This is a genomic window from Sporosarcina sp. OR05 (assembly GCF_041414805.1).
GTDB lineage: Bacteria > Bacillota > Bacilli > Bacillales_A > Planococcaceae > Sporosarcina > Sporosarcina saromensis.
In genome coordinates this window covers 231,424-245,793 of the sequence record NZ_JANKJL010000002.1, presented here as the reverse complement: position 1 = coordinate 245,793, position 14,370 = coordinate 231,424, and the positions used below count along the sequence as shown (strand labels likewise).

Annotated in this window: 13 protein-coding genes; all 13 read right to left on the bottom strand. The window is 41.6% G+C overall.

Features of this window, described 5'->3' with window-relative positions; translation table 11 throughout:
• Positions 1 to 50: 50 nt before the first annotated feature.
• The 13 genes from ftsZ to rsmH all read right to left on the bottom strand — a co-directional run bounded on the left by ftsZ (position 51) and on the right by rsmH (position 14,345).
• Positions 51 to 1,208, bottom strand: a complete 1,158-nt coding sequence (ftsZ, locus tag NRI27_RS05465) for a cell division protein FtsZ (RefSeq protein WP_317941734.1) — start codon at positions 1,206 to 1,208, stop codon at positions 51 to 53.
• Between the two features lie 38 nt (positions 1,209 to 1,246).
• On the bottom strand, positions 1,247 to 2,530 hold the full coding sequence (gene ftsA, locus NRI27_RS05460) for a cell division protein FtsA (RefSeq protein ID WP_317941735.1): 1,284 nt from the start codon (positions 2,528 to 2,530) through the stop codon (positions 1,247 to 1,249).
• Positions 2,531 to 2,623: 93 nt separating this feature from the next.
• A complete protein-coding gene (locus tag NRI27_RS05455; RefSeq protein ID WP_317941736.1) occupies positions 2,624 to 2,995 on the bottom strand; it encodes a small basic family protein in 372 nt (123 codons plus the stop codon).
• 2 nt (positions 2,996 to 2,997) lie between these two features.
• Positions 2,998 to 3,717, bottom strand: coding sequence for a DUF881 domain-containing protein (locus NRI27_RS05450; RefSeq protein ID WP_371389844.1), 720 nt, complete (start codon positions 3,715 to 3,717; stop codon positions 2,998 to 3,000).
• Between the two features lie 31 nt (positions 3,718 to 3,748).
• The gene (locus NRI27_RS05445; RefSeq protein WP_371389843.1) at positions 3,749 to 4,465 is read right to left on the bottom strand and encodes a DUF881 domain-containing protein; all 717 of its coding nucleotides are present in this window, start codon (positions 4,463 to 4,465) and stop codon (positions 3,749 to 3,751) included.
• Positions 4,449 to 5,243, bottom strand: coding sequence for a cell division protein FtsQ/DivIB (locus tag NRI27_RS05440; RefSeq protein WP_317941739.1), 795 nt, complete (start codon positions 5,241 to 5,243; stop codon positions 4,449 to 4,451). Before NRI27_RS05440 ends, NRI27_RS05445 begins: the two co-directional genes overlap by 17 nt.
• Before the next feature lie 14 nt (positions 5,244 to 5,257).
• The gene (ftsW, locus tag NRI27_RS05435; protein WP_317941740.1) at positions 5,258 to 6,349 is read right to left on the bottom strand and encodes a putative lipid II flippase FtsW; all 1,092 of its coding nucleotides are present in this window, start codon (positions 6,347 to 6,349) and stop codon (positions 5,258 to 5,260) included.
• 113 nt (positions 6,350 to 6,462) lie between these two features.
• Positions 6,463 to 7,812: a UDP-N-acetylmuramoyl-L-alanine--D-glutamate ligase gene (gene murD / locus NRI27_RS05430; protein ID WP_371389842.1), complete on the bottom strand. Its 1,350-nt coding sequence runs from the start codon at positions 7,810 to 7,812 to the stop codon at positions 6,463 to 6,465.
• Positions 7,813 to 8,787: a phospho-N-acetylmuramoyl-pentapeptide-transferase gene (gene mraY, locus NRI27_RS05425; protein ID WP_317941742.1), complete on the bottom strand. Its 975-nt coding sequence runs from the start codon at positions 8,785 to 8,787 to the stop codon at positions 7,813 to 7,815.
• Positions 8,788 to 8,822: 35 nt separating this feature from the next.
• Positions 8,823 to 10,670 carry a penicillin-binding transpeptidase domain-containing protein gene (locus NRI27_RS05420; RefSeq protein ID WP_317941948.1) on the bottom strand — a complete coding sequence of 616 codons (1,848 nt, stop codon included), beginning with the start codon at positions 10,668 to 10,670 and terminating at the stop codon, positions 8,823 to 8,825.
• 126 nt (positions 10,671 to 10,796) lie between these two features.
• Complete coding sequence (locus tag NRI27_RS05415) at positions 10,797 to 12,980, bottom strand: penicillin-binding protein (RefSeq protein WP_371389839.1); 2,184 nt, start codon at positions 12,978 to 12,980, stop codon at positions 10,797 to 10,799.
• A gap of 35 nt (positions 12,981 to 13,015) precedes the next feature.
• Positions 13,016 to 13,396, bottom strand: a complete 381-nt coding sequence (ftsL, locus tag NRI27_RS05410) for a cell division protein FtsL (RefSeq protein ID WP_317941744.1) — start codon at positions 13,394 to 13,396, stop codon at positions 13,016 to 13,018.
• A gap of 16 nt (positions 13,397 to 13,412) precedes the next feature.
• Positions 13,413 to 14,345, bottom strand: coding sequence for a 16S rRNA (cytosine(1402)-N(4))-methyltransferase RsmH (gene rsmH / locus NRI27_RS05405; RefSeq protein WP_317941949.1), 933 nt, complete (start codon positions 14,343 to 14,345; stop codon positions 13,413 to 13,415).
• Positions 14,346 to 14,370 lie beyond the last annotated feature (25 nt).

The window sequence follows — 14,370 nt, the reverse complement described above, 5'->3', positions numbered from 1 at the left end:
AAAACTCCCCAGTCTCCATAGTAGGAAACTGAAGAGTTCTATCAATTTAATTATCGACGACGGTTGCGAAGGAATGTTGGAATATCGAGTGCGTCGTCCTGTTGGTTCGTTTGTTGCTGTCTTGCCGGTTCGGATTGTTGGAACTGTTGGGTTTCTTCTCTACGCGAATGCGTTGGTTGCGCTGGTTGTTGCGTTTCGCGTTGGCGAGTTGCTCCAAATCCTGGATTTCTTGTTGTTTTTGATGGATTCAACTGCTCTTCGTTAAAACCTGTTGCAATAACCGTTACAACGATTTCATCTTTTAAGGAATCATTGATAACCGATCCAAAAATCATATTTACATCTTCATCAGAAGCAGATGCGACGATGTCAGCAGCTTCTTGGACTTCGAACAAGCTTAAGTTAGAACCGCCTGTAATGTTCATCAGTACACCTTTCGCGCCATCGATTGACGTTTCAAGCAACGGGCTTGATATTGCCTTCTTGGCAGCTTCTGCAGCACGATTTTCCCCTGTAGACATACCGATTCCCATGAGGGCAGAGCCTTTATTCGACATAATTGTTTTCACGTCAGCAAAGTCTAAGTTAATTAAACCTGGTACGGCGATTAAATCTGAAATACCTTGTACACCTTGACGCAACACGTTGTCCGCTTCTCTGAAAGCTTCCAACATTGGCGTGTTCTTGTCCACAATTTCAAGAAGTTTATCATTCGGAATGACAATCAATGTGTCAACAGATTCTTTCATCGCTGCAATTCCACCGATTGCTTGCGTTGAACGCTTACGGCCTTCAAATGTGAATGGACGAGTAACAACGCCAACAGTCAATGCACCTAAGTCTTTTGCAACTTGAGCGATAACAGGAGCTGCACCAGTACCCGTACCGCCTCCCATACCAGCTGTTACGAAGACCATGTCTGCTCCGCGTAACGCTTCTTCAATTTGCTCACGGCTTTCTTCAGCCGCTTTCTTACCGACGTCTGGATTTGCACCTGCTCCTAACCCTCTCGTCAACTTACCACCAATTTGCAATTTCACTTCAGCTTCCGATAAGTTAAGTGCTTGTGCATCTGTATTCACAGCAATGAATTCGACACCTTGCACACCATGTTCTATCATTCTATTAACAGCGTTATTCCCGCCGCCACCGACACCAATCACCTTAATTACGGCAAGTGCATCGATATTCGTATCAAAATCCAGCATTGTCTCTCCTCCTAATCCCTACTGAAAATACTCTCTTTTTACTCAAAGAATCCATCAAAAAATCTTTTTGTTTTACTCATTAAACTCGGTTTTTTCTCTTTGTCTGGCACTGCCACCTTCTTTTTAGGAGCAGAAGGATAATCCATCTCGCGATTAGCCGGAACAGTTGTAGATTCCGTTGAAATACCAAAATACGTATCTTCCATATTAGCATAACGGATAAGGCCTACAGCAGTCGAATACATTGGTTCGCGTACACCGATATATTCTGGTGTATGTATCCGAACCCTCGTTTTCAACACGTGTCTAGCCAATTGAAGAATACCTTCGAGTTTTGTCGTACCACCTGTCAATACGATACCACCCGGTAAATCTTGAATACCCATCCGATAGAGTTCTTCCAACACCAGTTCAAACAATTCTTCTAATCGGACACCAATGATTTCCGATATGTATCTTTGACTATATTGATCTTTTGAATCCGCACCGATAACAGGTACCTCAAACAATTCGTCGTCCGAAGCATCGTCATAGAAGGCATGTCCATACTGGTGCTTAATCTTTCTTGCTTGCTCTGTCGGGGTCTTTAATATGATTGACAAGTCTTTCGTGATATGGTCACCCCCTACAGGAATGACAGCAGTGGATACAAACCGATTATCGCCGAAAACAGCAATTGTCGTGGACCCGCCACCAATGTCAATGAAAGCTGTTCCGTGATTCACTTCATCATCCGTCAATGCAAACGTTCCAGAAGCTAAAGGTTGCAAATAGATTTCACGTATCACAAGACCTGCTCTTTCCACACAGCGCAAAATATTATGCACTAACGTTTTAGAGGTTGTAATGAGTGTTCCATCCATTTCAAGACGGACCCCAATCATCCCTCGAGGGTCTTTAATTTCATCGTAATCATCCACGATGAATTGTTTTGGAATGATATTGACGATTTCCCGTTCAGGTGGCACGGACATGACTTGTGCAGATTTCATGACACGGTCTAAATCGTCATCCGTAATTTCCCTGTTCTCCGAGTTAACAGCTACAACACCTTTTACGTCTTGTAGCAATACGCCGTTTGCAGGAATTCCGAGGACGACATCTCTAATTTGCATCCCTGTCATCCGTTCCGCCTGCTCTACTGCTTTTTTAATAGACTGGACAGTCGCATCGATATCAATAATTGTTCCTTTTCGAATACCCGCAGATTGTACATTACCAACCCCGATTACGTGGAGGGAACCACCATCCACTTCTCCAATCAGCACTTTGACTGAAGAAGATCCTATATCCAATGATACGTATGTTGTAGATTGACTCAATTCCCGGCACCCCCTATTTCGATCCTTACCTTACATTCTATTGTATAATCGCCATATTGTCTAAATATTTTCTCCATCCTATTCTCAATCCTTTCATTCCTGCTCCTGAACTTCAGGAGACTTGTTGCGCGCAGACCATTTCGTCAATAAAAGTCTTCGTATGACGGCAATGTTTTGGAACAACCTTACACCAAATGCGAAGATGGCTGCCAAGTAGAGATCTACTCCTAAATGGACACCTAAAAATGCGAGACAAGCGGCCAATAGGATATTGAAAAAGAAGCCCGATATGAACACCTTGTCATCGTAGATTTGCTGTAAATGTGCTCGTATGCCTCCGAATAATGTGTCTAGCGCAGCGAGTACAGCAATGGATAAATAATTACTATACACTTGGGGAATTTGAATATCGGATAATAATCCTAGCGAAACTCCTAATAGTAAGCCTAAAAGTGGCAACCACATCGTCAATCCCCCTTCGATAACTCATTCAAATAGAGATTTTCAAACTGTTCTGGCCAACCTCTAATCATGATATCTTCTTCAGGAGGATGGATATCCAGCACTAAGTTATCAAGGTAAAAATCATCATGAATAGAAGAAGCCAATAAATAATTGTACAGTTTTTCACTATCCGTTACTGTTTGTGAAATGATTTTAATTGTAAACGGTGGCGTCGATACATTCAAACCATTTACAGACGTGTACCCATTGATAACTCGAATTGAACTTAGAATATTGTAGCGTTTGCCGTCAATTTCCATATCAATTCCTTTGAAGCGATTTACATCATTGACAAAACGAGTGAGTAAATCAGATGAAATACTCGTGATTGGTATTCCATACGCTACACTTTCCGCAGATGGTCGTACTTCAATTACAATACCAGGGCCGACTATGTCCGTCGTACCTGCTTTTTCACGTAATTTATCAACGGTTTCTTTTAAAGCTTGTCCAGCACTCGTTTCCTCTAATGAACGGTAAGAAGATATTGTCCGGTCCAGTTCACGCACTTCGGACAACAATTCTACATGCATTTTTTTCTCTTCTGCCAATTCTTGCCTGATCGCCCAAATATCCCTCGTATCACGTTTCTCAGGATTTTCTAAAGAATTATATTGTACAGCAATCATAAAACCGATGAGCAGGAGGACAAGTGTAAATTTCATATTGATCCTCTTCTTCATCTTACACGCTCCTTCGACACTGACATTTCCTTTACGATTCGTTCCGTAACGCAGGCAACTTCAATTCTTTCAACTGTTCGACCGAGACTACGATGTTATCGTGAACTAAGCCGTCAATTACTCCACCCCTTAATTGCAAAGAAGTTGTGAGCACTTCTGAATCCCCAACCGCCTCTATGACAAACGGTGCAGGATACGTTCTCCCGTCAATTTTAATGACAGGGCCTGTACATTTAATATTGGAGTTGGCAGAGATTCGTTGTCCATTTATAGCAATTCCTTGTGCGCCAGATATTTTCAATTCATTCACTACTTGTAGGACATGACTTTCGTGGACGATATACTCATTCGGATTTTGCTCGACAGGATCGTAATCACCGTCTTTCAAGGTAATCCGGACACCTGGCCCGATTGCAGGAATAACCCCTAGCAATAGCCGTAGATTTTTCGCTTCTTCTACCAATCCAGCATGATTATTTTCATTTTCAGAAATGGATTGTTCAAATTCACGTATTTCGTTTTGCTTCATAAAGATTTCATCGGTAAGTTCTTTATTGCGCTCTTTTTGAGCAATCAGTTCTTCACGATACTGTTCCTCTTTCTGCAAACTGGGATTTTGGGCAACATCCACTTTATCTTTCCCAAGTGTTCGATAAGAAAAAGCAAATATAAAACCGAGTACTAGAAAGACGATGGCATATAATACATACCTTCCTCGATCCTTTCTTCCCTTACTCACTTTCTTCATCAACAACTTCACCTTCCTCTTCTTCCACTACCTCACTTCCATATACTTCGCTATAAGGCGAGAAGAACGTACCAACTTCCATATCAATTATACCCTTTTCATAGCCGTCTAATTGAGTAACAATCTCTGGATAGTATTCCATATTCTCTGCGAAAGCAGGAATGAGTGCATGTACCTCATACCCATCATCCATATAAACCGTAATTGTATCAGCATCATCGTCTTCGCCCGTATAAATGATTTCAGAAATCAGTTGCAACACATTCTTGTCCATTTTCACTAATTGACTTGTTAATTTTTTCAATACTTTTTTGTTAACAACATTGTTCAGAATGGGTACATTCGGTGTAATACTCTTAGCGGAAAATACTTCGCCATTGGCAAGAAGGAGCGAAAACTCCCCTTCTTTCTCAACATAAGCAACAGTGTCCCATTCTGTAATTTCTATTTCAATATCTCTTAACCACTTTCTAGAAACCGTTACTTCCTTGACGCCCTCAACGCTAGAAAGTTCTTTTTCTAGTTGATTTGTCGTAAATTTCCAGTATGCATCCCCAGAAGCAATGCCACTTCTTTCAACGTAATACGATTGATCGTGAAGAGCTGCACCTTTCACATGAATTGAGTCCACCTTACTGAAAGGAGATTGAAAATACAATAGCAAAAGGAGAGCAATGCAAAAAACAGCTAGTATAAACAAGAACTTTTTATTTGTTTTCTTACGCCGTTTTTCTCGCATGGATGGTATCCGCTCTTCAATATCAATAACTTTATCCATCTGCTCTCCTCCCCTCAATTTCTTTTTTGATAAAAAGCAAAATGTAAAATGACTCCTGCAGCCATCCAAGTTGTAAGCAAAGACGAACCTCCATAACTAATGAACGGTAACGTTACACCTGTTACGGGTAATAATCCTGAGACAACGCCGACATTTAAAAAGGTCTGAAAAGTAATCATAGAAGCCATTCCTGAAGTCATAAGAAATGAGCGATAGTCTTTTGTCCGGATTGCAATACCAAAAGCTGTAACAAGTAGCATAACGAATAGAAGCAATACGAATGTTGCACCGATAAAACCCGTTTCTTCTGCAATAATCGAGAATATGAAATCATTTTGCGGTTCCGGTAAGTAGAGGAACTTCTGTCGACTATTGCCGTAGCCATGGCCAAACAAACCACCAGGTGCAATTGCAAATAACGATTGGATACCTTGAAAACCTGTGCCTAGCGGATCATTCCACGGATCAATATAGGATTTGATCCGATCGAGTCGGTATGGCGCCGCCGCGATTAGCGCAATAATCCCACCAATACCTGATAGTCCTAGAAAAGCAAAGAAGGACAACGGATATCCAGCGATGAACAAAATGACAAATGCAGAAACAATCATAATGACTGCAGAACCTAAATCAGGTTGTAACATGATCAATACAGCAGGCAATAAAATCAACACAAAATGTTGCACGTTAAAAGGTCGTCTTCCTGATGACTGTTTCATACTACATGCAAGTTTTCCAATTAAAGCGACTTTCACAAATTCAGCAGGTTGCAAGCTAAACGGTCCAAGTGCAATCCAACTTTGCGAGCCATTTCGAACAACCCCGATGCCCGGAATCATGACAGCTACTAACATGATGATTGCTATGTAATAAAAAGCAGTCCAAAATGTTTGGTTGGAAGTCCATGGCCCTTTCATCAAAAATAATGCAGCTGCGATCGATACTGCCATATAAATTGCTTGCTTTACAATGAATGGTGAAGAGTCTGCGTAGTGAACTTGCCCCCAATAGGAGCCAGCAGAATGGACAAACGCCAAACCGATCAATGATAATAATGCCGCTGCTACAATAAATCCGGCTTTTAACTTCTGATCCAGAGAACGCATCCTTCCCTCTTAATAGTTCCTCCATTACTACCCTAACGTAAGACCTGACGACGAACAAAGTCAAAGTCCAATTTAACTTTTTGCATTTTTACGATTTATTCATCCAACAATCGTTACGATAACTTCATGATGGCCTCAATGAATGCATCGCCACGTTTTTCAAAACTTTCGTATTGATCCCAACTAGCGCAAGCCGGAGATAATAAAATTTGATCCCCAATCGTTGATTTTGTATACGCCTTTTCGACAGCTTCAACCATCGAATCGGCAGCATACACATCCGTTACTCCACACGAAACAGCAAATTCCATGAACCGTTCACGCGTCTCTCCAATCGCGATAACTGCTTTCACTTTACCCATATGTGGACGTAGCTCTTCAAAGGAATGGCCGCGATCCAATCCTCCAGCTAGAAGAATAACTGGCGGTCCAAACGATGACAATGCACTTTTCGTCGCAAGCGTATTCGTCGCTTTTGAGTCATTATAAAATGCACGACCATTCAGTTCCTTCACAAACTGCATCCGATGACGAACTCCAGTAAATGAACTTAATACATCTTCGATTGTCGATTTATCACAATCCAGTAAAATAGCTGTTGCAGTCGCTGCTACTATATTTTCCAAATTATGCTGACCGAGTAATTTGATAATTGACCTTTTCACATAAGGTTCACCTTGCCAATAGATCATTTCACTATCAGCTGAGATTCCTTCTTCCTTTCTACCTTGCAAAGAGAAAGGAATTTTGATTGCCTTCGTATTTATATAAGGTTGCATCTCAACTTGGTCCGCATTGTATATGAAGTAATCTTCAGCCTCTTGGTTCATAGTAATCCTCGATTTAGCTGAAGCGTATTCTTCAAAAGTACCATGATAGTCAATGTGGGCATCGTACAAATTTGTCCAGACTGCTATTTTTGGTCGATACTTCTCAATACCTGCTAATTGAAAAGACGAGACTTCCATAACGATAACTTCATCCGCAGTCGCTTTTTCTGCAACAGAACAAGCGACCGTTCCTATATTCCCGGCAATCAAAGGTTTCTTGCCACCAATATTTAGCATGTGATACAAAAGCGTCGTCGTCGTTGTTTTACCGTTTGAACCAGTAATAGCAACAATAGGCGCTTCACTGATCAAGTAAGCCAACTCAATCTCCGTCCAAATGGGGATCCCTTTTTCAACTGCCTGTTGGAGCACTTGGTTTTGGTAAGGAATACCTGGGTTTTTTACGATACTATCAAAACCCGCGTCTAAGATATCAGATGGGTGTCCTCCGCAAATTACTGTTATTCCTTTTGAGCGAAGAAGCGCAACGTCAGAATTCCCATCTTCCGGTGATGCATCATTCACAACAACATTCGCTCCGAGAGAATGGAGCAAGTCGGCTGCCGCAAAACCGCTTTTCGCCAGTCCAAGCACTAAAACGTTCTTGTCTTTAAATCCGTCCCACGTAATCAATTACAACACCTCCAACAGTAACGGAACAATTGCCGCAAGAAATGCGACTCCCCAAAACACAATAACGATCTTTCGTTCAGACCATCCGGATAGTTCAAAATGATGATGAATAGGGCTCATTTTAAATACCCGTTTTCCGGTCAATTTAAAGCTTGTCACTTGAATCATGACAGATAATGTTTCAACGACATACACAATCCCGATAATGAGGAGCAGAAGTTCCTGCTTAACCAAAATTGACAACATGGCCAGCACACCACCAAGTGCTAACGAACCTGTGTCTCCCATAAATACTTTAGCGGGTTTCATATTAAATAATAAAAACCCTAGCATAGCGCCTGCCACAACGAAGGAAAAGATTGCAATGTCCACTTGCTCGTAAACTAAACCGTATACACCAAACACAGCAAAAGCGATTGTGGATGTACCCGCAACAAGTCCATCGAGTCCATCTGTCAAATTCACTGCATTGGAAAAACCAACGAGCCAGAACACGAGGAATGCCACATAGAAAATTCCTAAATCAATGGAGAGATCAGTGAATGAAATACCGACCGTTGTGTCAAAAGGTCCCATCTTTAAAAGGAAATACGCAATAATAGCTATAATGATTTGTCCAATGAGTTTTTGTATGGATGTAAGGCCCAAATTTCTTTTCATGACAACGATAATAAAATCATCCAGAAAACCGATGACACCGAATCCTGCAAGAACGATCATAAGGACAATCGTTTGTGTCGTTAATACATCTTCAACTATGTATGATAGGGCAAGCATCGTAATGATGATGGAGCTCAGGAAAATAAGGCCGCCCATTGTAGGCGTGCCTGCTTTTTTCTTATGAGCGTCCGGCCCTTCCTCCCGAATGCTCTGACCGAATTTCAGTCTTCTGAGCAACGGAATGATTGCCATTCCTATCAATGCTGTGAGTATAAATGCAACGGCAATAACCGTTATTGTTGTGACGAGTGTCATAAACTATTCTCCTTACCTCATTCAATCTTTAAGAATTATTCTTCTGTATATACATGGATGATATCGTCCACATTCATTAATGAATCGGGAGCAGGCATTTGATATTTAATCACGTCACCTTCCCCGTGCCACTGAATTCGATACGTATGCAGCTGACGAGCAACCATTCCTTTTGTCATTCCCGTTAAATCCGGTACACGATGCGTAATTGGATCGCCCCAACGATATTCTTTCTCAAGTTGGTCCACACGTTTTTCAACACCAGCTAAAGGAGCAATTTCTTCAATGATGCGGCCAACAATTGGAGCGGCAATGACACCTCCGAATTGTACGGAATTCTTCGGACTATCCACCGCCACGTATACAAGCAATTCAGGGTCGTCCGCTGGAGCAAAGCCGATGAAAGAAACAATATAATCTCCATCACTATAGCCACCGTCAACGACTTTTTGAGCAGTTCCTGTTTTCCCACCTACGCGCAGGCCGTCGTTAAATGCATTCCGCCCAGAACCATTTGCGACAACTGATTCCAACGCTTCTCTTACTTGCGCGGATGTTTCTTCACTGATGACCCTTCGTTTCATCTCAGGTTCAAAAGATTGAAGTGTTTCACCCTTATCATTCTTTATTTCCTTCACAATATACGGACGATATAAAAATCCACCATTGATTGCCGCAGCGACTGCTTGCACTTGTTGAATCGGCGTCACAGAAATACCTTGGCCAAAAGCCGTAGTCGCTTGTTCAACGGGACCAAACGCTTCTTTTGAAAAAAGAATCCCTTTTGCTTCGCCCGCAATGCCCGATCCAGTTGATTCACCGAAACCGAAATCACGAATGTATTGATCCAACTTTTCGCTTCCTAACCGTTGACCAATTTCGATAAAGCCTGGGTTACAGGAATTTTCAACAACTTCAAGAAACGATTGATGGCCATGACCTGACCTTTTCCAACAACGTAATCGGGCATTTGCAACCATTGCATATCCGGGATCGTGAAAATGTTCATCATGCAAATCAATCAATTTTTCTTCAAGCCCCGCCGCCAATGTGACAATTTTAAATGTTGAACCTGGTTCAAACGTCATCCATACCGGCAAATTCCGATTATAAATGGACGGATCGACATCTTGATAGTCTGCCGGATGGAAAGACGGCATCGATGCAAGTGCAAGGATTTCACCGGTCTTTGGATTCATAATGATTCCAACCGCTTGTGTAGAATCGTACTTTTCCATTGCTTGAAGTAATTCTCGTTCCATAATTTTTTGCATTTCCACATCGATTGTCAATTCGACTGTTGCGCCGTTGTCACCTGTTTGAAACCCGTCGTCCACATGTGGGAGCGGAATGGCGCGAGCATCTGTGTATAAACGGATTTTGTCACCGGTCCCTTGTAGGATTTCATCGTAAGCATATTCTATCCCTGCTAGACCTTGACCGTCATAACCAGTAAAACCGATTAGCCGGGATAACAATTCGCCGTTTGGGTAATTCCGGATGAAATCGACGCCTGTATACAATCCTTCAATTTGAAGCTTTGCAATTTCATCAGCTTGCTCTTTCGAAATGTTTTTTCCTTCGGGTGCAATTTTTACCATATAAGCTTTTTCAGAGAGCTTTTTTAGTAACTTATCAGCGTCTGTTTGCAGAATTCCCGCTAATGTCGCAGCTACTTTTTCAGGTTCATTGTTTTGAGAGGGCATATAGTAAAGTGTAGGTGCAAGTTGATTCCCTACAATTAATTCACCATTTCGATCATTAATTTCTCCTCGTATAGCCCCAAAAGGAATTTCACGGTCCCAATTTTCTTCAGCACGCACCTTTAACCATTCGTGTTTAACAATTTGTACGTGAAATAGTTTTCCAGCTACCATGACCATTGCAATGATAAAGAGAACGAATACTGCGCGCAATCTTTTTTTAGATTGCAAGTCGGTATATTTACGCAGTGTTCCACACCTTTCTTTTTTTCTATCAACTTATGAATTGATGTGGATGGCTATACATCATCCTCCAATTATCTCTGTTTCATCCTCTTTCTCACTGGGCTTCATTTTACTTTGTGGTGACTGAAATTGGAGAACTACTGGTTCATCTGCGTTAATGACTGTTCCTTCAGTAAGACTCTGCTCTGTCACATAACCATCACCGACAAGACGGATATCGAGCCCTGATAACATTTTAAAGGATAAAACCATTTTTTTCGACCATCCAGAAAAATTTGGCAGTGTTATTTTTCCTTTTGTTTCAAGTAGTACAATAGATCCTTTGGATAATTTCGTTCCCGCTGTAGGGTATTGACTACTTACTTCGCCGCCTTCACCAATTAAAACAGGTTTAAATCCTTGTTGTTCCAATTCTTCCATTCCATCTGACGCCTCTTTACCTACATAATCTGTAATAGAGATCGCCGAGGAAGTTTCTGTGTTTTCCGGAACAATATTCATATACTTTAAGCTACTTTCCATAATGGAAGTAAAAAGCTGTGCAACAGGGTCCGCACCATATTGACCAATTTCTAATTTCGGTTGTTGAACAAGCACATACGTTAAGAGCTGTGGGTCATCAATTGGCGCCATTCCTAAGAAAGAATACAAGTAATTCCCATCACCACTCATGTAGCCGGGGCCATTCGTATTTGGAATTTCGGCTGTCCCAGTTTTCCCACCAACAGAATAACCGGTTAACGCAAATTTCCGTCCAGTTCCCACTTCAGACGTCACCGTAGATGCCAATATCTCTCGTACTTGTTTGGCAGTTTCCTTTGAAATAGGCGACTTCCGCTCTTCTGGTTCGTGATTCTCAACCGTTTCCTCCGTATTAGGGTCTATGATTCTATCAATGACATATGGTTTCATCATCTTACCATCATTTGCAATTGCAGTCGCTGCTTGAATCATTTGTAAAGGCGTAACGGTCGATCCCTGTCCGTAAGATGTCGTTAGACGTTCACTCGGATTGATATCTAATAGAATCCCAGGCGCTTCATGCGGCAAATCTATCCCCACTCTTTCACCAAAACCAAAGCCTTTCAAATACTCAATGAACGTTCGATCGCCCATTCTTTCCAATAAATACGCCATAGAGACGTTAGATGAGCGTTGAAAGCCTTCCAAGAAGGAGATTCTCCCCCATCCTCCTCTTTTAACATCCCGAATCGTTTTATCATAAATCGTATACTGACCTGATTGGTATTCTGCAAATGGATCCCACTTGCCTTCTTCAATTGCAGCTGCGAGGGTAAACATTTTCATAGTAGAGCCTGGCTCAATCGTATTCTCCACTGCATCATTCAACCAGTTTTCAGTTAACCCTTCACGGGTACCCGGATGAAATGACGGTCGCTGACTCATTGCATAAATTTCACCTGTTTTTGGATTTGCAACGACGACAAGCATCTTTGCGGGTGAATACTTTTCGTCTACTTGATTCATTGCATCTTCAACAAAGTTTTGAATCGTCTTGTCTAGTGTCAATTGAATCGTCATGCCATCTTTGGCAGGGACAATCTGTTTTTCCGTTTTCGGTAGTATATACCCCCAAATGTCGGTTTGAAAATCCATTTTGCCATTTGTACCTGTCAGCTGTTCGTTAAATGTTTTTTCCAAACCCATTTTTCCGACGGTGGACACTTTCTTCTCTTTGTTTTCTTCCCGCATTGCAAAACCAATCAGATAGGAAGCAAAATTACCGTTCGGATAAAATCTTTTTTTATCTTCAATGAATTGCAGGCCAGTTACGCCTTCTTTATCGGCTGCTTCTTTAATCGCTAACATCGTTTCATGATTAATGTCACGACCCGCTTTTCCAAACTCAGTTTGATAGACTTTAGAGTTATTTTCTTTCGCCTTATACATAATACTTGCTATTTTTTCTTTTTCTATCGGTATGTATCGACTTAACAACTCCGCCGTTTTATCATAATCGACGACGTGTCTCGGCTTTTTCGCTCCTTTTTCGGTCGCTTTTTCCGATAACACTGCGATAAGGCGATAACTTAAAGTGTCTGAAGCAATGACTTCCCCATTACGGTCGACAATTTTCCCTCGCTCCGCTTGCAAAACTGCTTCTCTTGCATATTGCGCTTGTGCCATCATTGCGAGTTGTTTCCCCTCTGCCTCACCAGTAATTTGAATACTGAGCATACGACCGAATAATAGTAAAAAGAGCCCTCCGAAAAATATGAACATCAGAAAGGCTCCCCATTGAAATCGAAACTTTTTTTTCATCGTCCAGGCACGACCTTTACGTTCTTCTCATTTAGATTCAAGCCGAGCTCCTTCGCTTTATTCCAAATCACTTCGTACGTAGATTTCTCGCTCACTTGGATGGACAATTCTGTATTTTGTTTTGTGATTTCCACAATCTCCTTATTTACATCTTGCACTTCTTTATTCATGTCATTAATTTGCGTTTGCTTATGTAAAATCATTGTAGCAAAAACAACGGCAATTGCCGTTAATAGCACGAATAAGAGCTTTTCTCCTTTTGAGAAAAGTTTTCCTGAACGTTGATTGGTTTGTTTTGGAAAATCTTTTTTTGGTTGTTGCGGCGTTTGAATTTCATGTACCGTATTCATTTGGAATGATCTCTGCTCCAATGCCATTTCACAATTGCCTCCTTTATTTTTTCTCAATGATTCGTAATTTTGATGAACGGGATCGCTTATTTCCTGCTATTTCTTGATCAGTTGGTACAATCGGTTTTCGGGTCACTAATTTATATTCCGGCTCCATGCCAGCAGGAATTACTGGTAGATTTGGTGGTAATTCAGGCATAGAAGATGCTTCTTTAAAAATCGTCTTGCAAAGCCTGTCTTCCAACGAATGGAAAGTAATAACAGCAACTCGTCCACCTTTGTTGAGTAAGGTTAAAGCATCACTCAACGATTCTTCAGCAGCTCCAAGTTCGTCATTGACCGCAATACGTATCGCTTGGAAAACTCGTTTTGCAGGGTGTCCGCCAGTTCTTCTCGCTGCCGCAGGAATTCCTTCTTTAATCAGTTCCGCCAACTCACCTGTTGTGCGGATCGGTGCAATCTTTCTCGCATCCTCAATTTTACGAGCAATTCCTTTTGAAAATTTTTCTTCCCCATATCTGAAGAAAATACGCACAAGGTCTTCATATGCCCAATCATTGACCACGTCAAATGCCGATAGCGCCGCATCCGTGTTCATGCGCATGTCTAGTGGCGCATCATGGTTGTAGCTAAACCCTCTTTCCGGTGTATCCAATTGAGGAGAGGAAACCCCAAGGTCATATAAAATTCCGTCAACAGATTGAATGCCAATCGCATACAGTTCACTCTTTACGTTTCGGAAATTCGAATGAATGAATGTCACTTTTTCGATATGATCCTTTAGTTTGTCTTTCGCTGCGTTAATTGCCGTCATGTCCTGGTCAAAGCAAATCAATCGACCTTCAGCTGACAGTTTTTTTGCTATTTCTAAGCTGTGCCCTGCGCCACCGAGTGTACAGTCCACATATATACCATTTTCCTTTATAGCTAGCCCGTCGACGGCTTCATGAAGTAACACCGTAATATGATCGAACAAGGAAACCGCCCTCTTTCTCATAAAA